The organism is Agrobacterium sp. CFBP 3001, assembly GCF_027871605.1.
Taxonomy (GTDB): Bacteria; Pseudomonadota; Alphaproteobacteria; order Rhizobiales; family Rhizobiaceae; genus Agrobacterium; species Agrobacterium leguminum.
Genome location: NZ_JAQAHD010000005.1, coordinates 215,978 through 235,253, shown reverse-complemented (window position 1 = coordinate 235,253; position 19,276 = coordinate 215,978). Strand labels below are relative to the sequence as shown.

Sequence of the window (19,276 nt, the reverse complement as noted above, 5' to 3'; positions counted from 1 at the left end):
TTCAAGACGGTAAGGATGGAATGTTTTAAACTCACGCTATGCACAATGTTTCGCAGGAACAGGCCATAGATGTCATGCCGATTGCGACGACGGAAACCACCCGTTTCTGGCGCGACAGGCGTTTTGGCGGCATGGAGTGCCTGAGCGCGACTTTTCTGACCCATGAATATTCGCCGCATGCGCATGATACCTTCTCGATCGGCGCGATCGAAAGCGGTTCGCAAATTTCCACCATTCAGGGCACCACCGAACAGACGGGGCCGGGGCATCTTTATCTCATCAACCCGGATGAGGTTCACGATGGCGCACCGGGCGGCGGCGGTTATCGCTATCGGATGATCTATCCCGATATCGGCTTGCTCCGCGATATTATCGAGGATGTGACGGGCAGGGCGTTTCACGGCACGCCCTCCTTTCCGAGATTTTTGCCCCGCGATCCGCAGATGGCGGCGGCTTTCCAGATGGCGCATCGGCGGCTGGAGGAGAAATCCGGCGCTCTGGAGGCGGATGAGGGCATGTTCTCGGTTCTCGCCGCCCTGTTCGGCAGGCACGGCAGCGCCATTATCCTGCCCGTCGAAACACGCGAGAAAACGGCGGTTTATACCGCCCGCGATTATCTTTCCGACAATTACGAGACCGATATCGGCCTAGAGGAACTGGCCTCCATCGCCGGTCTCAGCCGTGCGCACCTCATTCGCGCTTTCAGGAAAGAGTTTCACATTACCCCGCATGCCTATTTGACGGATGTGCGCATCCGCAGGGCGCGCCGGCTTCTGCGCGCCGGCGAGATGCCGGCCGAGGTGGCGGCGATGTGCGGTTTTGCCGACCAGGCGCATTTCACCCGACATTTCAAGGCCCGCACCGGTGTCACACCGGGGCAGTTTCGGGTAGCCTGAGTTCAAACCCCGCATTTCCGTTCGGAAATGCGACAAAAAAAGCGGCGCTTCAGCAGAAAACCGCCTGACATCACTTTCGTTCAAGACCGAACAATGTCGCAAGCGTAATCCCTCTCTTTCGAAAGGGAGAATGCGATGTCCATATCGGGAAAAGGCACGGAATTCAGCGCGGGATTGCGGGCAGCCGCGCCGTTGCTGGTCGCCATGGTGCCCATCGGCGTGGTCTTCGGCGCGGTCGCCATCGGCAAGGGCCTGTCGCCGCTCGAAGCTTCGCTGATGTCGCTGCTGGTCTTTGCCGGCGGTTCGCAATTCGTGGCGATGGATTTATGGACGCATCCGGCAAGCTGGAGCGCACTCGGCTTTGCGGCGCTGCTGGTCAATCTGCGCCATGTGCTGATGAGCGCCTCTATAGCCGGCAAGCTGGATGATTTCAGGGGCTGGCGCAAATATGCCGCCATGCTGGTGCTGACGGATGAATCCTGGGCATTGTCGGAATTCCGTGTCATTGCCGGCCGGTTGACGGCGGGTTTCTTCACCGGTGCTGCGCTCTCCATCTATCTCGTCTGGAACCTCGCAACCCTTGCCGGCGCGCTGCTCGGTGCGGTGGTGGGGGACATGTCGGTCATCGGTCTGGATTTCGCCTTTCCCGCCGTCTTCATCGTGCTGCTCATGGGGTTCTGGAAGGGCAGGGAAACCGGCTTCGTGCTTCTGGCAAGCGCCGCTGCCGCCTGTCTCACCCACGCGCTGGTTCCCGGCGCCTGGTATATCGCCGCCGGCGCGCTGGCGGGTCTGGCCGTCGCCGCCTTTGGCCACGAGGAACAGGCGGAGCAGCCGGCATGACACTCGATCCGAATACGCTGCTGACAATCCTTGCCATGATGGCCGCAACCGTCGCGACGCGCCTTGGCGGCCTGTTGCTGGTCACTCATTTTACACTGACGCCACGCCTGAAAAAGGCGCTCGGCGTGGTGCCGCCCGCCGTCCTGATGGCCGTGGTGACACCGACGGCGCTCGCCAGTGGGCCGGCGGAAACCATCGCCTGCGCAATCACCGCCATCGCGGCGCTGCGCCTCAGCCTTCTGCCGGCCGCAACGCTCGGTGTTGCCGCCGTGGCGCTGCTACGCGGAATCGGATTGTAAAAAAATCCTGCCAAAGTCCTGAAAAGATTCCGGACTCTGCGTTCGAAATGCAACGGGCGCAGCGAGGGCAAAAATACATCACCCTCGCTGTGCTCCAGATCAATGTTCTTCGTACTGGCTGAAGCTCGGATCGGCCAGATCCGTAAAGCGGGTGAATTCGGACTGGAAGGCAAGCTTCACCGTGCCGGTCGGTCCGTGACGCTGCTTGGCGATGATGACGTCGGCCGTGCCTTTCACCTTGTCGAACAGCGCTTCCCATTCGGCATATTTGGGATCGGAAATATCGCGCGGCTCCATGTTCTTGACGTAATATTCCTCGCGGAACACGAAAAGCACCACGTCGGCGTCCTGCTCGATGGAGCCGGATTCACGCAGGTCGGAAAGCTGCGGGCGCTTGTCTTCGCGGCTTTCCACCGCACGTGAGAGCTGTGACAGCGCAATGATCGGAACGTTGAGTTCCTTGCCGAGCGCTTTCAGACCCGTGGTGATCTGGGTGATTTCCTGCACGCGGTTTTCGCCGCTCTTGCCGGAGCCGGTCATCAGCTGAACGTAGTCGACCACCAGAACATCGAGGCCGCGCTGGCGCTTCAGGCGGCGGGCGCGGGCGGAAAGCTGGGCAATCGAGATACCACCGGTCTGGTCGATGTAAAGCGGCACCTTCTGCATCATCTGGGAGCAGGCAACGAGCTTTTCGAAGTCAGCCTCGGTAATGTCACCGCGGCGGATTTTCGAGGAGGAGACTTCGGTCTGCTCGGAAATGATACGGGTGGCGAGCTGTTCTGACGACATTTCGAGCGAGTAGAAGCCGACGACGCCGCCGTTCTTGGCTTTGTACGATCCGTCCGGCTGCACTTCCTGCTCATAGGATGCGGCGATATTGTAGGCGATGTTGGTCGCAAGGGAGGTCTTGCCCATACCCGGACGACCCGCAAGCACGATAAGGTCGGAACGCTGCAACCCGCCCATGCGGGCGTCGAGCGAATGAATGCCGGTGGAAATGCCGGAGAGATTGCCGTCGCGTTCGAAGGCCGCGCCCGCCATGTCGATCGCCAGCGCCACCGCATCGTTGAAGGACTGGAAACCGCCATCGTAACGGCCGGTTTCCGCCAGCTCGAACAGACGCCGTTCGGTGTCTTCGATCTGCGCCTGCGGCGGCATGTCGAGCGGCGCATCATAGGCGATATTGACGACATCCTCGCCGATCTGGATCAGCGCGCGGCGCAGCGCCAGATCATAGATCGCGCGGCCGTAATCTTCCGCATTGATGATCGATACGGCTTCCGCCGCAAGGCGCGCGAGGTACTGCGCCACCGTCAGATCTCCGATCTTGTCGTCGGCGGGCAGGAAGGTCTTGATTGTCACCGGATTGGCGGTCTTGCCCATGCGGATGATATCGCCCGCCACCTCGAAAATCTTGCGGTGCAGCGGTTCGTAAAGATGCACGGGCTTCAGGAAGTCCGACACGCGGTAATAGGCGTCGTTATTGACGAGGATGGCGCCGAGCAGCGCCTGTTCGGCCTCGATGTTGTTCGGCGCTTCGCGGTAATGCGGTTCCGCCGGTTGCGCGGGGGTGATCTTTCTCACAGCGTCGTTCATGGTTTGCGCGATCTCCCTTTGCCTTTGTCCTTGAACCTCGGGTTTGGCTTCCTGGGGCATGGCAGTCAATGATAATGTTGCAACACTCTATGGCAGGCTGACGTCCGCTCTGCGAAGCTCGATCACTTCTTCAGTTGTCCCCAGCAATCCACAGGCGGGTTGGATCCTTCCGGCAAGGTGATTCGCTGCCATGAGTTTATCGCATGGCAGACCCGGCGTGAAAGAAACTTGAAAATCGTCAGTCTTACGAATAAATAGGCAGAAAATAAGTAGTGTGCTAATTATAAGGCTTGCTGACATGTCCCGCGAGACCGACAAGGAACAGCTTCTGGATGAAGTCTCCGCTTTTACCCGCAAACTGCGCGCGTTTTTCGATGCGCGGGTGGGGGAGAGCGGGCTGACGCTTGCACGGGCGCGAGCGCTTTTTGCACTCTCGCGTCGTGGACCGCTGACGCAGACCGAGCTTGCCGAGGAAATGGAAATCGAAACGCCGACGCTGGTGCGGGTGCTCGATGGCATGGAGAAACAGAACCTCATCGAACGCCGCTCCGATGAGAACGACCGCCGCGCCAAACGCATCCACATGACGGCGGAAGGGGAGAAAACCTCCGAGACGGTGCAGGCGATGGCGAAGTCGCTGCGCTCCGAGATTGCCGCCGATATTTCTTCGCAGGAACTGGCCATGGCGCTCGATGTCATGCGCCGGCTTTCGGCCAATCTGCAACATCTGGCGGCGGGGAGGGCGCAATCGTGAGTACCCTGGTGCCGCAAACCGCAGATGAGGCCGCTGCCCGAAATGCTGAGGCGGTCTCCAAACCCGCCGACCTTCCGGAAGAGGCTGTGACGCCGATGAGTGCTTCGGGCGCGGCTGAAACAGTGACAGAGCCTGCCGCCGCCGCACCTCAGCCGGCCGAGCGGCCGCTATGGCTGCGGCTGTGTTTCATCTTCGCGGGCCTGTCGTTCTTCATTACCCAGGGCCTGGGCATGAACCTCGTCATGGCCAATATCTACCAGTTGCAGGGCGAGTTTTCCGCCACCGTGGCCGAGGTCGCCTGGCTCTCCGCCGCCTATATGGCGCCCTATGCCACCTTTTCCATTGCGCTGTTCAAGGTCCGGGCGCAATATGGCCTGCGGCCTTTCGCCGAAGTTTCGATTATCGTGTTTGTCGTCGCTTCCTGTCTCAACCTGTTCGTGACAGACCTGCATTCGGCAATCGTTATCCGTTTTGTCAGCGGCATGGCCGCCGCACCGATCTCGTCGCTCGGCTTTCTTTATATTCTGGAGGCCTTTCCGCCTGCGCGGAAATTCTCGCTCGGTTTCAGCATAGCGCTGACCGGCACGTTGCTGTCGGCGCCGCTCGCGCGCATCGTCTCGCCATCCCTCTTGGAAATCGACGGCTGGAATGCGCTCTATTCCATGGAAGTGGGATTCGCGCTGATCGCTTTCGCCATGATCTATGTGCTGAAAGTCACGCCGCCGCCGCGCGCGAAAGTTATCGAGCGCATGGATATTCTGAGCTATCTTCTGTTTGCAGGTGGTCTCGGCTGTCTGGCGGTCATGCTCACGCTCGGCCGGTTCTACTGGTGGTTCGAAACATGGTGGCTGGGCGTCCTTCTGGCAGCGTCGATCACACTTCTGACCCTCATGGCTTTCATCGAATTGCCGCGCAAGAACCCGCTGCTCGACCTGCGCTGGATTTTCTCGAAAACCAACCTGCACATTATTGCGGTCCTGCTCGTCTACCGCGCGGTTTCCTCCGAGCAATCCTCAACGGCGGTCAGCTTTTACCAGCAGCTCGGCCTGCTGAACGAACAGACGACAACACTTTATGCGCTTGTGCTTTTGGCGACCGTTCTCGGCGGTGCGGCCTGTGCGTGGCTGATGCTCACGAAATACGTCGATACCGCCCACGTGATTGCGCTGGCGCTGATCGCTGCCGGTTCGTTCATGGATAGCCAGTCCAACAATCTGACGCGGCCGGGTGAGATGTATCTCAGCCAGATGATGATCGCCTTTGGCGCGGCCATGTTCCTGCCGCCCGTCATGGCAAAGGGTTTTGCCGCCGCACTGGCCCGGGGTGCGCCCTATCTGGTGAATTTCATCACCATCTTCCTGTTTACCCAGATCACCGGATCGATGCTGATGACCGGCCTGCTCGGCAGTTTCGTGACGCTGCGGGAGAAATTCCACTCCAATATTCTGGTGGAAAATATCCTGCTCACCAATCCGATGGTCGCCCAGCGCGTCTCGCAGCTTTCCGGCGCTTACAGCCATGTCATCACCGATCCGGCATTGCTGAAGGCCGAGGGGCTGTCGCTGCTTGGCCAGCAGGTCAGCAAGGAGGCCTATGTGCTTGCCTATAATGATACGTTCCTGCTGATCTCCGTCGTCTCTGCGCTGGCGCTGGCCGCGCTTTTGATCCACCTTGCATGGCTGCGCATCCGTCCTTTCCTTTTCCGGGAAGAAATCGATGCCGCACCGGCACCACAGTCTTGAACATTCCAAGAGTGACAAAATGCAGAAGAAGTTTTTTACCCCCGTTTCCATTCTCGTGCTGCTCGGCGGTCTCGCCGGCGTGGCGCTGGTGCTTTACGCCTGGCGGCTGCCGCCGTTCCTTTCCACCGTCGAAATGACCGACAACGCCTTCGTGCGTGGTTATGTCACGACGATGAGCCCGCAGGTGAGTGGCTATGTGGTGGACGTGCCGGTGAAGGATTATCAGGAGGTCAGCCAAGGCGCGCTGCTGGCGAAGATCGACGACCGCATCTACCGCCAGAAGCAGGCGCAGGCGGAAGCAACGCTCGATACGCAGAAGGCGGCTCTCGATAATTCCCGCCAGCAGGAAAATGCGGCCAATGCCAATATTCTTTCCAGCCAGGCGGCGGTCGACAGCGCGCAGGCCTCGCTGAAACAGGCGCAGCTCGCATCCGACCGTCAGGATAACCTCATCAAGAGCGGTGCGGGAACCTCCAGCCTTCAGGAAGAGGCCCATGCCGCCCTCGAAAAGGCGCGGGCTTCGCTTTCGCAGGCCAAGGCGGCGCTTGAGGTTTCGCGGCAGGATTTGCAAACCATCATCGTCAACCGCAGCTCGCTGCAGGCGGCCGTCGCCAATGCTGAAGCGGCCGTCGAGCTTGCCAGGATCGACCTTGCCAATACCGAAATCCACGCGCCCGTGGATGGCAGGCTCGGTGAAGTCGGCGTCCGCACCGGCCAATATGTCACCGCCGGAACGCAACTGATGGCCGTCGTGCCGCATGATGTCTGGGTCATCGCCAATTTCAAGGAAACCCAGCTTGCGGGCATGCAGGTCGGCCAGCCGGTGACGATCGCCGTGGATGCGCTGCATCGCCGCAAGCTTACCGGCCATGTGGAACGGTTCTCGCCCGCCACCGGCTCGGAATTCGCCGTCATCAAGCCGGATAACGCGACGGGCAATTTCGTAAAGATCGCCCAGCGCCTCGGCGTGCGCATCGTGATCGATGCGGATCAGCCGCTGGCGGCGGAGCTTTCGCCGGGCATGTCGGTGGTGGTGCATGTGGATAAGAGCAAGGCGCCTGAGGGAGCGGAGACGGCGGAGAAGTAGTAGGAAAGTTTGGTGGCTGCGGCTTCACCCCCCTCTGTCCTGCCGGACATCTCCCCCTCAAGGGGGGAGATCGGCAAGAGGCACTGCCACCACTTCATTCGCAAACGTTGAGATGGGCGAGACCTAATCGCGAGTCGATCTCCCCCCTTGAGGGGGAGATGCCCGGCAGGGCAGAGGGGGGTATTCTTCCGCGAATTCAACCCAACAAAAAACCCCGGATGTTTCCATCCGGGGTTTTCCTTTGACCGTTAAGCCAAATCTTACTCGTCGTCGCCGTCGCGATCGGCTTCCGGATCGAAGAAGTCTTCCGGACGCAGCGCGTCTTCGTCAACGCCGTAGATGGCGTCAGCGGAGGTGAGGCTTTCGCCCTTGGCCTGACGCTCGGCTTCTTCAGCCGAACGGGCAACGTTCAGCTCAACTTGCAGCTCGACTTCGGCATGCAGGTGAAGGGTAACGTTGTGCAGGCCGATGGTCTTGATTGGCGTGTTCAGTTCAACCTGGTTACGGCCGATGTTGAAGCCTTCTGCGCCGAGGATTTCAACGACGTCGCGAGCGGCGACAGAGCCGTAGAGCTGGCCGGTTTCGCCAGCCGAACGGACGACGATGAAGGATTTGCCTTCCAGAGCCTCGGCAACCTTCTGGGCTTCCGACTTGCGCTCGAGGTTACGGGCTTCGAGCGTTGCGCGCTCGGTTTCGAAACGTGCCTTGTTGGCAGCGTTGGCGCGCAGCGCCTTGCCCTGCGGCAGCAGGAAGTTACGGGCGTAGCCGTCGCGAACCTTTACGGTTTCGCCCATCTGGCCGAGCTTGTTGATGCGTTCGAGAAGAATGACGTCCATCTTCTTGATCCTTTCTATGGTTTGGTTTCGTTCGTATTGTCGGTTTTCCGCGTCGGAGTAAGAGAGATCGTGCTGCGCACGTCGCTCAGGCCGAACACGAGAATGATGAACAGCGGAAAGACAAAGACCGCCGAGAGATATGCGAGAATGAGAACCGGCAGCCGCCAGTCCTTGCCGCGGGCGCGCTTGTGCAGCGAGGCGTAACCCGCCATCAGGAAGCCCGCGCCGAAGGTGCCGCAGATGACCGCGCCGACCATGGCCGCGACGCCGCCGAGGAACATGGCGACGATGCCGGCCAGAAAAATGAAGATGGCGTTGCGGTGCATGCGCAGCGCGGAAGCGATATCCTCACGCGGGCGAAGGCCCTTGCCGAAGGAGCCGACCACCCGGGTCGCGAAATAATAGGCCGCAAACAGAAGGATGACCCACAGGCCGCCCTGCACGATCGGCAGCATCAGCACCAGCAGCGATTTCGTCTGGGCGAGCGCCTCGGCATTGGGTTCGAACAGCGGCTCACGGTTCTGCACCGAGGTCATCATGATATCGACCATGCGGGCGACCAGATCGGGGCCATAACCGATCATCCAGCCGAGAATGACGACGGCGATGGAGACCAGAATGCACAGGTGCAGGACGATGCCGGAGAGCGGATACCAGGCGAGAAGATCGTCCGGGCCGCCGAGTTCGGAAGCCGGGCGTGCCAGATTGGCGAGATGCGAAAGCCAGCCCGCCGGGATCAGCGTGAAGATCGCGATGGTCAGCGCAAACAGCGGCGACATGACGAGAGCGCCGATGATGGCCGTGGTGATGATCGCGACGATGGCGGCGCGATTGCCCCATCCCATGCCTGCGATCAGGATCGGCATGGCGGAACCGGCATAGAGCAGGAAGGAAAAGGACGACTGTGCCGTTGCGCCAAGCGTCAAAAACGCGGCGCATATGCCGGCGAGAACGCCGGTGATCAGCACTGTCTGGTTCAACTTTTGCACTTCGCTGTCCTGCTGAAACGAAAGCAGTTAGAGGATCGCTCCCTGGAGCCTCATCCCCAACATGGGTTTTATGGTATCGATCCGCGCCCAACGCGGAAGGATGAATATTTCTCGACCCGCTGATTAAGAGTCAGCTGCTTCGAGGAAAAAGCGAGGCCGCGCCAAGACGCAGCCTCGCTTCAATTCATTACGCTACGACGTAGGGCAGCAGGCCGAGGAAACGGGCGCGCTTGATCGCCTGGGCGAGTTCGCGCTGCTTCTTCTGGGAAACGGCCGTGATGCGGGACGGAACGATCTTGCCGCGCTCGGAAATGTAGCGCTGCAGCAGACGTACGTCCTTGTAGTCGATCTTCGGAGCGTTTGCGCCGGAGAAGGGGCACGTCTTGCGACGGCGGTGGAACGGGCGGCGTGCCTGGGAAGAGGATGCGTCAGCCATTGGTCAAAACTCCTTCTTATGCACGGTCTTCGCGCGGACGGCGCGGACGGTCTTCGCGGTCGCCGAAGCCACCTTCGCGCGGTGCGCGCGGGCCACGATCTTCACGCGGGCCACGGTCCGGACGGTCGCCATCGCGGCGCGGACGGTCGTCACGGTCGCGCTTCTGCATCATCGCGGACGGGCCTTCTTCGTGAGCTTCGACGGCGATGGTCATGTAGCGAAGAACGTCTTCGTTGATGCGCATCTGGCGCTCGACTTCATGGATGGCGGCCGCCGGAGCGTCGATGTCCATGAGAGCGTAGTGAGCCTTGCGGTTCTTCTTGATGCGGTAGGTGAGGGACTTCAGACCCCAGTTCTCGATGCGTCCGACTTTGCCGCCGAACGATTCGATAACGCCCTTGTACTGCTCGACAAGTGCGTCGACCTGCTGGGCAGAAATATCCTGCCGGGCAAGGAAGATGTGTTCGTAAAGAGCCATTTAAGCTTTGCCTTTCTTGCGTTTCGTCCTTCACCCGGCAACGGCGCTAAGCCTCAACGACTGCTCTTGGGTAAGGCGGTAAGGCCTTAAAGCAAGAAAAGCGTTGTTCGAGACGGTCGAGAGCGGAGACACGGGAGGCCGGAAAAACCTTATGGTTCCTGCTGTTCCGTTACCGGAACCAGCCCTCCGTTCAGCCACCAGCCAATTGGACCGGGTGTTGTGAACAGCGCGCTTATACGCAATTTTGCCCGGAATGCAAGGGCAAGCGGTGAAAAAGCGCGCTGTAAAGCCGTCAGATCGCCATTGGATATTGGCGATGGATCGCCGCAATCCCTTTTAGTACCTCTTCCGACAGCGTCACATCCGCAGCCGCAATATCCACCTTCAACTGTTCCATCGTCGTCGCGCCGATGATGGCCGAGGCCATGAAGGGACGTGTCAGGCAGAAGGCGATGGCGAGCTTTGCCGGATCGATTCCATGCTGCGCGGCAAGCTCCAGATAGGCCTTGACTGGCGCTTCCTGGAGCGGCTGCAGGCGGCCACCTAGATCCTTGTTGATGGTTCCGCGCGATCCCGCCGGGCGCGCGCCGTTCTGGTATTTGCCGGTCAGAAGACCGGCCGCCAGCGGCGAATAGGCGAGCAGGCCGACATCCTCGTGATGGGCGACTTCCGCCATGTCGAGATCGAAACTGCGGTAGAGCAGGTTATATTCATTCTGAATGGTGGCGACGCGCGGCAGGCCGTTGGCCTCGGCGATGTCGATATATTTCTGTGTGCCCCAGGCGCTCTCGTTGGAAAGGCCGATGGCGCGGATCTTGCCGGCCTTCACCAGTTCGCCGAGCGTTTCGAGCTTTTCGGTGATTTCGGCGAGCGTGCGCTGCTTTTCCTGGCCGGAGGCGTCGAAGCTCCAGACGCCGCGGAAATGATAGGTGCCGCGATTTGGCCAGTGAATCTGGTAGAGGTCGATATAGTCCGTCTTCAGGCGCTTGAGGCTGGTATCCACCGCCTCGCGGATGGCGGCGGCGTCGATATCGCGGCCGCCGCGAATATAATCGCGTCCTGAGCCAGCGACCTTGGTGGCGAGCACGACCTGATCTCGCTTGCCGGTCTTTTCGAACCATGTGCCGATACAGTCTTCCGTTCGGCCCTGGGTCTCGGCGGAAACGGGGGTGGTGGGGTAAAGTTCTGCCGTATCGAAGAAATTGACGCCGTTTTCGACGGCGTAATCCATCTGCGCATGCGCGTCGGCTTCGGTGTTCTGCGTGCCCCACGTCATCGTGCCGAGGCAGATTTCAGACACGGAAATATCCGTGCGGCCCAATAGTCTCTGTTTCATGGAAATGTCCCGGTGCTTGGCCAGATAGTTTGGAAGGTGGTGTGAAAGTAATGGGGAATTGCCGCAGTGCAAGAAAAAATATGATGAAAGATAAGGGGAAAACAGGACGGCAAAACCCCTGACATGGGCCTGCCATGGGGCTTCAAGCCTTGACTTCGCTGGCGGGAATGTGAATGGAAGTCCGAAAGAATAAAGGCAAGGCCAGACAAGAAGGACGACATCCCATGGGTATTGCATTCACATTTCCCGGACAGGGAAGCCAGGCCGTCGGCATGGGCAAGGAGCTGGCGGATACCTATCCGGAAGCGCGCGCCGTGTTTCAGGAAGTCGACGAGGCGCTCGACCAGAAGCTTTCCGATATCATGTGGAACGGCCCGGAAGAGACGCTGACGCTGACCGCCAACGCGCAGCCGGCGCTTATGGCGGTGTCCATGGCGGTCATGCGGGTTCTCGAAGCGCGCGGCTTCAAACTGTCCGATACGGTTTCTTATGTCGCCGGCCACTCGCTCGGCGAATATTCAGCGCTCTGTGCCGCCGGCACCTTTTCGGTTGCCGATACCGCCCGCCTTCTGCGCATCCGCGGCAACGCCATGCAGGCCGCCGTGCCGGTGGGCGAGGGCGCCATGGCGGCGATCATCGGGCTTGAGCATGACGCTGTTTCGGCAATTTGCGAAGAGGCGGCCATTCTCGGCATCTGCCAGATCGCCAACGACAATGGCGGCGGTCAGCTCGTCATCTCCGGCGGCAAGGTCGCCGTCGAGAAGGCTGCGGCGATCGCTTCCGAAAAGGGCGCCAAGCGCGCCATCATGCTGCCGGTTTCCGCACCCTTCCACTCTGCGCTGATGGCGCCGGCGGCGGAAGCCATGCGCGAGGCGCTGGCGGCCGTCGAAAAGCACAACCCGGTCGTGCCGGTCATCGCCAATGTGCGCGCCGCCCCCGTTTCCGATGCCAATGAGATCGCCGCCCTGCTGGTCGAGCAGGTGACGGGTCAGGTGCGCTGGCGCGAGACGGTGGAATGGTTCGCCGCCAACAATGTCACGCAGCTTTACGAGATCGGCTCCGGCAAGGTGCTGACGGGCCTTGCCCGCCGCATCGACAAGACGGTGAACGGCGTTGCCGTCAACGGTGCCGCCGATATCGACCAGCTTCTTGCCACCCTTATCGGCTGAGACGGATACTCCGGCTGCCGCATTCATCGGGCGCAACTGCGCTGAACATTTTCAGTCCGAAGCTCTAAAGAAGGAATAGGACATGTTTGATCTGACAGGCCGCAAGGCTCTCGTAACCGGCGCGACCGGCGGCATCGGCGAAGAAATCGCCCGTCTTCTGCACAGCCAGGGCGCAACCGTTGGCCTGCACGGCACCCGCGTTGAAAAGCTCGAAGCGCTGGCGGCGGAACTTGGCGAGCGCGTCAAGATTTTCCCGGCCAACCTTGCCGACCGCGCCGAAGTAAAGGCGCTCGGCGAAAAGGCCGAAGCCGAACTGGAAGGCGTGGATATCCTCGTCAACAATGCCGGTATCACCAAGGACGGCCTCTTCGTGCGCATGAGCGACGAGGACTGGGATAACGTCATCGAAGTGAACCTGACGGCGATGTTCCGCCTGACGCGCGAGCTGACGCATCCGATGATGCGCCGCCGTTTCGGCCGCATCATCAACATCACCTCCATCGTCGGCGTTACCGGTAACCCCGGCCAGGCCAACTATTGCGCCTCCAAGGCCGGCATGATCGGTTTTTCGAAGTCGCTGGCCCAGGAAATCGCCACCCGCAACGTCACCGTCAACTGCGTGGCGCCGGGCTTTATCGAAAGCGCGATGACCGGCAAGCTGAACGACAAGCAGAAAGACGCCATCATGGGCGCCATTCCCATGAAACGCATGGGAACCGGTGCTGAGGTCGCCTCGGCCGTTCTTTACCTTGCCTCCAACGAGGCGGGCTACATGACCGGCCAGACCCTGCACGTCAACGGCGGCATGGCGATGATCTGACGGCACTTGTGACCGTCATAAAAGGATTGCGGCGCTGTTTAAGCACCTTCCTGGGTAGCTGGCGCCGCAAGGCCCCGCCGGCTGGTTTTCGGCGAAATTGCCTGTCATACGCTGTGCTTAGCGCGTTTTCAGGCTTTTCGACCGATTGAAACCATGTTAAGCGGGCCAAGACTGTGAACAGTCGTCCCGGAGAGACAGGAAGCCGTTGCGATTTTGCGTGACGATGTCTAGCTTGGACCGGGTTGAACGGGTTTGCCAGCAGTGCCGGATTTGAACGGCGCATGAGGGCTTCTAACAGGGCAGGGTGCCGCAAGGCATTCCCTTCAAAATAAAGGTCGAGGAAACCGACATGAGCGATATCGCAGAACGCGTAAAGAAAATTGTAATTGATCATCTTGGCGTTGACGCCGACAAGGTTGTCGAAGGCGCCAGCTTCATTGACGATCTGGGCGCTGATTCGCTCGACACCGTTGAACTGGTCATGGCTTTCGAAGAAGAATTCGGCGTTGAAATCCCCGACGACGCAGCTGACTCGATCCTGACCGTCGGCGACGCCGTAAAGTTCATCGAGAAGGCCCAGGCCTGATCGACCTTGATGGGGGAGGTGCAATATCCTCCCGTCCTTGGCCCGGCTCGTCCGGGCCAATGTTTTATAGGCAGACGGCAACATGCCCCTGACGGTGCGTGTTCCGGGCAATGCATGGGGTCAAGGGCCGGAAACGGCGCCCACAACCTTCGTGCCGAGATTTGAATACTGCAACATCCGATGAACATCTCCTGATGTCCGGCGTTGCATGAAGACCGATGATTTGGATAAGGGCGGAGCATTGGCGATGAGGCGTGTCGTTATCACCGGTACCGGCATGGTATCTCCTCTTGGATGTGGGACGGAAGTGACCTGGGAGCGGCTGCTGGCCGGCCAGAACGGCGCCCGTCTCGTGACTGAATTCGAAGTCGAAGACCTTCCGGCAAAGATCGCCTGCCGTATTCCCGTGGGCGATGGTTCCAACGGCACCTTCAATGCCGACGACTGGATGGAACCCAAGGAACAGCGCAAGATCGATCCTTTCATCCTGTACGGCATGGCTGCCGCCGACATGGCGCTTGCCGACGCGGACTGGCATCCGGAAACGGACGAGGACCAGATCGCCACCGGCGTTCTGATCGGCTCCGGCATCGGTGGCCTTGAGGGCATTGTCGAGGCGGGCTATACGCTGCGCGACAAGGGCCCGCGGCGCATTTCGCCATTCTTCATTCCCGGCCGCCTGATCAACCTCGTATCCGGCCAGGTTTCCATCCGCCACAAGCTGCGCGGACCGAACCATGCCGTGGTGACGGCCTGCTCGACCGGCGCGCACGCCATTGGCGACGCCGCCCGTCTGATCGCGCTCGGCGATGCCGACGTCATGGTCGCCGGTGGCGCCGAATCGCCGGTCTGCCGCATCGCGCTTGCCGGCTTCGCCGCCTGCAAGGCGCTCTCCACCCAGCACAATGACAATCCGGAAAAGGCCTCGCGCCCCTATGATCGCGACCGTGACGGTTTCGTCATGGGTGAAGGTGCGGGCATCGTCGTTCTGGAAGAGCTGGAACATGCCAAGGCGCGCGGTGCGAAGATTTATGCGGAAGTCGTTGGTTACGGCCTTTCGGGCGATGCCTATCACATCACCGCACCGTCCGAGGACGGTGAAGGCGCCTATCGGTGCATGTCGATGGCGCTGAAGCGTGCAGGTCTCACGCCTGACGATATCGACTACATCAACGCCCATGGCACCTCGACCATGGCCGATACGATCGAGCTTGGCGCGGTCGAGCGGCTTGTCGGCGAATCGGCCTCGAAGATTTCCATGTCTTCCACCAAGTCGGCCACCGGCCATCTTCTCGGTGCGGCAGGCGCTATCGAGGCAATCTTCGCGACGCTTGCGATCCGCGATAACATCGTTCCGCCGACGCTGAACCTCGACAATCCCGATGTGGAGACGAAGATCGATCTCGTGCCGCACAAGGCGCGCAAGCGGCAGGTCGATGTGGCGCTCTCGAACTCCTTCGGCTTCGGCGGCACCAACGCCTCCCTCGTGCTGCGTCGTTACGAAGCATAATTGCGGCGGCGGCTCTGCCGCCGCTGGCGCCCTCCCACCGGGTGCTAACAAAGGACGTTCTTTCCTTTGAAGAACGCATTGCGGCTTGCGAAAGCCATTCCGGTTTTCGCGCCGATATTGTAGTCGTTTATGGGAAGCGTTTGCCGGTTCGGGGTAATTTCCGGCCGCAAGCTGCTTCCTCCATCGGCTTTGTCCGAAACGATGTTCGTGAAGCGGAATAGCAAGGCTTCACGATATCTCTATGTGGTGCAGGAAGACATTCCGAACCTGTTTTTGCCGCATTACCTGCGCAAAAAGCGCTGACAACGCCGAACTGAAAAGGACCGACGGTGAGCGACACGAACCAGAACAGCCAGGGACAATACGGACAGAACGGCGCGGGCGAAGGCAATCGTGGCCCGATCATTCCGAAATCCCCGACGGAAGCCCTGCGGCCGGAAAAAGTGCCGGCTCCGCCCAAGCGCTCCCGCAAGGCCCATGGCCAGCTTGTGATCTTTCTGAATTTTCTGATGACGCTCGCGGTTGCCGTCTGTGTGCTGGCCATTGCCGCTTTCTATTACATGATCGATGCGTTTCAGGAGCCCGGTCCGCTTCAGACGAACACGCATTTCACGGTGCGCAACGGCGCCGGTATTATCGAGATCGCCAATAATCTCGAGCGTAACGAGGTCATCTCCAACGCCCGTGTCTTCCGCCTGATGACCGGCAGCTACCTGCAAAAGGACCAGACGCTGAAGGCCGGCGAATATGAGATCAAGGCCGGCGCATCGATGAAGGACATCATGATGCTGCTGGAGTCCGGCAAGTCGATCCTTTATTCCGTGTCGCTGCCGGAAGGCCTGACCGTGAAGCAGATGTTCGCGCGCCTTGGGGCGGATGAAGTGCTGGATGGCGAATTGCCCTCGGCCCTGCCGCCGGAAGGAAGCCTGCGCCCCGATACCTACCGTTTCACCCGCGGCACCAAGCGCGAAGAAATCATCAACCAGATGAGCGCGGCGCAGGACAAGCTGATCAATATGATCTGGGAACGGCGCGATCCGGACCTTCCGATCAAGACCATCGAGGAATTCGTGACGCTTGCCTCGATTGTCGAGAAGGAAACCGGCAAGGATGATGAGCGCGCCCATGTCGCTTCGGTGTTCTACAACCGTCTGAAGAAGGGCATGCGCCTGCAATCTGACCCGACGATCATCTATGGCCTGTTCGGTGGCGACGGCAAACCGTCGGACCGCCCGATCTATCAATCGGACCTGCAGAAGCAGACGCCGTTCAACACCTATGTCATCAAGGGCCTGCCGCCGTCGCCCATCGCCAATCCGGGCCGGGCGGCGCTTGAGGCCGTGGCCAATCCATGGCGCACGGATGACCTTTATTTCGTTGCCGATGGCACCGGCGGCCATGTGTTTGCAAAGACGCTTGAAGAACATAACGCCAATGTGCGCCGCTGGCGCAAGATAGAGGCCGAAAAGGCGGCCTCCGGCGCCAATCCCGAGGTTGTCGTGGATGGCCAGCCGGGCGGGGCCGAGGCGGAAAAGCCGGCCAACAATTGAAAATCCTGACCGGGCCCTGCGATCCGCACGGGCCCGGTTTTGCACAGCATGACGGGGGGCTTCCAGATATGACATTGCAATCGATGACCGGCTTCGCACGCAGCGAAGGAACCTCCGGCCGTTACCGCTGGGCGTGGGAATTGCGCTCGGTGAACGGCAAGGGGCTCGATGTGCGCCTGCGTCTGCCGACCGGTCTTGAAGCGCTGGAAACGGCCCTGCGCGAAATCGCAGGTGAGCATCTTTCCCGCGGCAATATCCAGGCGGGCCTGACGCTGGCGATTGCGGAAAACCGGCTGGAGGCGGTGATCAACCGCGATGCTCTGGCGGCGGTTCTGGCGCTGAAGAAGGAGCTTGGCGATGTCGTGGAAGACAAGCCGCTGAGCTTCGACACGCTGCTTACGCTGCGCGGGCTCGTCGATTTTCGCGAGGCGGAAGACGATGCGGAAGCGCAGGCCGCACGCAATGGCGATGTTCTTGCCGGCTTCGCCGCCGCCGTCGAGAAGCTGAAGGATATGCGCGAACGGGAAGGGGCGTCGCTGTTTGCCATCCTGTCCGGTCATGTCAACCGGATCGAGCAGCTCGCGGACATCATTGAAGGCGATCCTTCCCGCCAACCGGAACAGATCGCGGCACGGCTCGCCCAGCAGATCGCCCTCATCGGCGACGGCTTGCATGGTCTCGACCGTGACCGGCTGCATGCCGAGGCGGCGCTGCTCGCCACCAAGGCGGATCTGCGCGAAGAGATCGACCGGCTGCACGCCCATGTTCAGGCGTCGCGGGAGCTTTTGGCCAATGGCGGACCGGTAGGACGCAAGCTCGATTTTCTTGCACAGGAATTTAACCGCGAGTCGAATACAATCTGTTCCAAATCGAACGCCAGTGCGGTAACCGCAGCAGGCATAGAGCTGAAAGTGGTGATCGACCAGTTCCGCGAGCAGGTCCAAAATCTGGAGTAGACCCCATGGTCCCGGTGAATAATTCTCCCGTCACGATTGCCCGCAGAGGGTTGATGCTGGTGATTTCTTCGCCATCGGGCGCGGGCAAATCGACGATTGCGCGCAACCTGCTCGACAAGGACAAGAATATCGGCCTGTCCGTCAGCGTCACGACGCGCCCGCGCCGCCAGAGCGAGATTGACGGCATCCACTACCATTTCATTTCCACGCGTGAATTCGAGCGCCTGCGGGATAGCGATGCGCTGCTGGAATGGGCAGAGGTTCACGGCAATTTTTACGGCACGCCGCGTGGGCCGGTGGAAGACGCCATGGCTGCTGGCCGCGACATGCTGTTCGATATCGACTGGCAGGGCGCCGAGCAGCTTCAGGACAAGATGAAGGCGGACGTCGTTTCGATCTTCATCCTGCCGCCGACCATGACCGAACTTCAATCGCGCCTGCATCGCCGCGCCGAAGACACCGAAGAGGTCATCAAGACCCGGCTCCTCAATTCCCGTGCCGAGATCGAACACTGGCGCGACTACGACTATGTCATCCTCAATGACGACCTGCAGGCCGCCTTCGAGGCCGTCGAAGCCATCGTGAAGGCCGAACGCGTCCGCCGCGACCGCCGCCACGGCATGTTCGATTTCGTGCGGGGGTTGCTCGAGGAAGAGCCGAAGCTCTGATGGAAGGCAGCGTCTGGCTACCGGCCCCAAAATCTTGAAATCGAAGCGGTTAGGCGTTATGTATATCCCAATAGGATATACGAGGCTCTGACAATGGCTACGTCAACGGTTTTTATAAGCAATCGCAGTCAAGCTGTAAGGCTACCGAAGGCCGTGGCTTTTCCTGATGACGTGCATAAGGTCGATGTTCTGAAGATCGGTCTTGCGCGTGTTATAGTGCCGCAGGGAAAGCGCTGGGACGACCTTTTTCTGACCGGCCCTCGTGCAACGGATGATTTTCTTTCCGTTCGCGAAGAGCCTGCATTGGATGAGCGCGAGCCCTTCTGATGCTCACATATATGCTCGATACCAATATATGCATCTATGTGATGAAGACTTATCCTCCGGAGCTGCGGGAGAAATTCAACGCCCTGGCAGATCAACTGTGTATTTCGAGCATCACACTTGGCGAGCTTTATTATGGTGCTGAAAAATCAGTCCGGCGTCAGGAAAACATCAACGCCATTGAAAATTTTACCGCGCGTTTGGACGTTCTGCCCTTCGCCGACAAAGGCGCCGCACATTACGGCCAGATCAGGGCCGAACTTGCCAAGGCTGGAACCCCGTGCGGCGTTCATGATATGCAGATTGGTGGTCATGCCCGTAGCGAGGGGCTGATCGTCGTAACCAATAATATGCGCGAGTTTGTCCGGATGCCTGGTTTGCGAGTTGAAAACTGGGTTTAGTCC

The 19,276-nt window shown here is 60.1% G+C and carries 21 protein-coding genes; 15 read left to right on the top strand and 6 right to left on the bottom strand.

What is annotated here, in order from left to right:
* Positions 1-38 precede the first annotated feature (38 nt).
* From PH605_RS09595 to PH605_RS09585, 3 genes are all read left to right on the top strand, one after another.
* The gene (locus PH605_RS09595) at positions 39-896 is read left to right on the top strand and encodes an AraC family transcriptional regulator (protein WP_161987832.1); all 858 of its coding nucleotides are present in this window, start codon (positions 39-41) and stop codon (positions 894-896) included.
* Between the two features lie 135 nt (positions 897-1,031).
* On the top strand, positions 1,032-1,736 hold the full coding sequence (locus PH605_RS09590; RefSeq protein ID WP_065654095.1) for an AzlC family ABC transporter permease: 705 nt from the start codon (positions 1,032-1,034) through the stop codon (positions 1,734-1,736).
* Positions 1,733-2,035 (top strand): AzlD family protein, encoded by a 303-nt coding sequence (locus PH605_RS09585; protein ID WP_003520714.1) that lies wholly within the window; start codon positions 1,733-1,735, stop codon positions 2,033-2,035. The genes PH605_RS09590 and PH605_RS09585 overlap by 4 nt, the downstream gene beginning before the upstream one ends.
* Positions 2,036-2,134: 99 nt before the next feature.
* Here PH605_RS09585 and PH605_RS09580 read toward each other — a convergent pair whose 3' ends face one another.
* Positions 2,135-3,631: a replicative DNA helicase gene (locus PH605_RS09580; RefSeq protein WP_003520716.1), complete on the bottom strand. Its 1,497-nt coding sequence runs from the start codon at positions 3,629-3,631 to the stop codon at positions 2,135-2,137.
* Between the two features lie 298 nt (positions 3,632-3,929).
* On the opposite strand from PH605_RS09580, the gene PH605_RS09575 reads away from it, so the two are divergent.
* From PH605_RS09575 to PH605_RS09565, 3 genes are read left to right on the top strand one after another with little or no spacing between them, the layout of a single operon-like run.
* Positions 3,930-4,385 carry a MarR family winged helix-turn-helix transcriptional regulator gene (locus PH605_RS09575; protein ID WP_065654093.1) on the top strand — a complete coding sequence of 152 codons (456 nt, stop codon included), beginning with the start codon at positions 3,930-3,932 and terminating at the stop codon, positions 4,383-4,385.
* Positions 4,382-6,127 (top strand): MFS transporter, encoded by a 1,746-nt coding sequence (locus tag PH605_RS09570; RefSeq protein WP_161987833.1) that lies wholly within the window; start codon positions 4,382-4,384, stop codon positions 6,125-6,127. Before PH605_RS09575 ends, PH605_RS09570 begins: the two co-directional genes overlap by 4 nt.
* 19 nt (positions 6,128-6,146) lie before the next feature.
* A complete protein-coding gene (locus PH605_RS09565) occupies positions 6,147-7,214 on the top strand; it encodes an HlyD family secretion protein (RefSeq protein ID WP_142844818.1) in 1,068 nt (355 codons plus the stop codon).
* 260 nt (positions 7,215-7,474) lie between these two features.
* Here the strand turns inward: PH605_RS09565 and rplI are convergent, their stop codons facing one another.
* The 5 genes from rplI to PH605_RS09540 form a co-directional block, all read right to left on the bottom strand.
* The gene (rplI, locus tag PH605_RS09560) at positions 7,475-8,050 is read right to left on the bottom strand and encodes a 50S ribosomal protein L9 (protein WP_003520720.1); all 576 of its coding nucleotides are present in this window, start codon (positions 8,048-8,050) and stop codon (positions 7,475-7,477) included.
* Between the two features lie 14 nt (positions 8,051-8,064).
* Positions 8,065-9,039, bottom strand: a complete 975-nt coding sequence (locus PH605_RS09555) for a DUF2232 domain-containing protein (RefSeq protein WP_065654091.1) — start codon at positions 9,037-9,039, stop codon at positions 8,065-8,067.
* A gap of 187 nt (positions 9,040-9,226) precedes the next feature.
* Positions 9,227-9,475 carry a 30S ribosomal protein S18 gene (gene rpsR, locus PH605_RS09550; RefSeq protein WP_003502063.1) on the bottom strand — a complete coding sequence of 83 codons (249 nt, stop codon included), beginning with the start codon at positions 9,473-9,475 and terminating at the stop codon, positions 9,227-9,229.
* Between the two features lie 16 nt (positions 9,476-9,491).
* Positions 9,492-9,953, bottom strand: a complete 462-nt coding sequence (rpsF, locus tag PH605_RS09545) for a 30S ribosomal protein S6 (protein ID WP_003520723.1) — start codon at positions 9,951-9,953, stop codon at positions 9,492-9,494.
* Between the two features lie 292 nt (positions 9,954-10,245).
* On the bottom strand, positions 10,246-11,289 hold the full coding sequence (locus PH605_RS09540) for an aldo/keto reductase (protein ID WP_142844819.1): 1,044 nt from the start codon (positions 11,287-11,289) through the stop codon (positions 10,246-10,248).
* Between the two features lie 224 nt (positions 11,290-11,513).
* On the opposite strand from PH605_RS09540, the gene fabD reads away from it, so the two are divergent.
* From fabD to vapC, 9 genes are all read left to right on the top strand, one after another.
* Complete coding sequence (gene fabD, locus PH605_RS09535) at positions 11,514-12,458, top strand: ACP S-malonyltransferase (protein WP_142844820.1); 945 nt, start codon at positions 11,514-11,516, stop codon at positions 12,456-12,458.
* A gap of 82 nt (positions 12,459-12,540) precedes the next feature.
* Positions 12,541-13,278: a 3-oxoacyl-[acyl-carrier-protein] reductase gene (gene fabG / locus PH605_RS09530; RefSeq protein ID WP_003520726.1), complete on the top strand. Its 738-nt coding sequence runs from the start codon at positions 12,541-12,543 to the stop codon at positions 13,276-13,278.
* Positions 13,279-13,627: 349 nt separating this feature from the next.
* On the top strand, positions 13,628-13,864 hold the full coding sequence (locus PH605_RS09525; RefSeq protein WP_003502080.1) for an acyl carrier protein: 237 nt from the start codon (positions 13,628-13,630) through the stop codon (positions 13,862-13,864).
* A 247-nt stretch (positions 13,865-14,111) separates the two neighbouring features.
* Positions 14,112-15,374, top strand: coding sequence for a beta-ketoacyl-ACP synthase II (fabF, locus tag PH605_RS09520; protein WP_003520727.1), 1,263 nt, complete (start codon positions 14,112-14,114; stop codon positions 15,372-15,374).
* Positions 15,375-15,703: 329 nt separating this feature from the next.
* Positions 15,704-16,924 carry an endolytic transglycosylase MltG gene (gene mltG, locus PH605_RS09515; RefSeq protein ID WP_065654086.1) on the top strand — a complete coding sequence of 407 codons (1,221 nt, stop codon included), beginning with the start codon at positions 15,704-15,706 and terminating at the stop codon, positions 16,922-16,924.
* A gap of 68 nt (positions 16,925-16,992) precedes the next feature.
* A complete protein-coding gene (locus tag PH605_RS09510) occupies positions 16,993-17,880 on the top strand; it encodes a YicC/YloC family endoribonuclease (RefSeq protein ID WP_065654810.1) in 888 nt (295 codons plus the stop codon).
* A 5-nt stretch (positions 17,881-17,885) separates the two neighbouring features.
* Positions 17,886-18,548, top strand: coding sequence for a guanylate kinase (gmk, locus tag PH605_RS09505; RefSeq protein ID WP_065654085.1), 663 nt, complete (start codon positions 17,886-17,888; stop codon positions 18,546-18,548).
* Between the two features lie 93 nt (positions 18,549-18,641).
* Complete coding sequence (gene vapB / locus PH605_RS09500; protein WP_031233980.1) at positions 18,642-18,875, top strand: type II toxin-antitoxin system VapB family antitoxin; 234 nt, start codon at positions 18,642-18,644, stop codon at positions 18,873-18,875.
* Positions 18,875-19,273, top strand: coding sequence for a type II toxin-antitoxin system tRNA(fMet)-specific endonuclease VapC (vapC, locus tag PH605_RS09495; RefSeq protein ID WP_020810687.1), 399 nt, complete (start codon positions 18,875-18,877; stop codon positions 19,271-19,273). The genes vapB and vapC overlap by 1 nt, the downstream gene beginning before the upstream one ends.
* Positions 19,274-19,276: the final 3 nt, after the last annotated feature.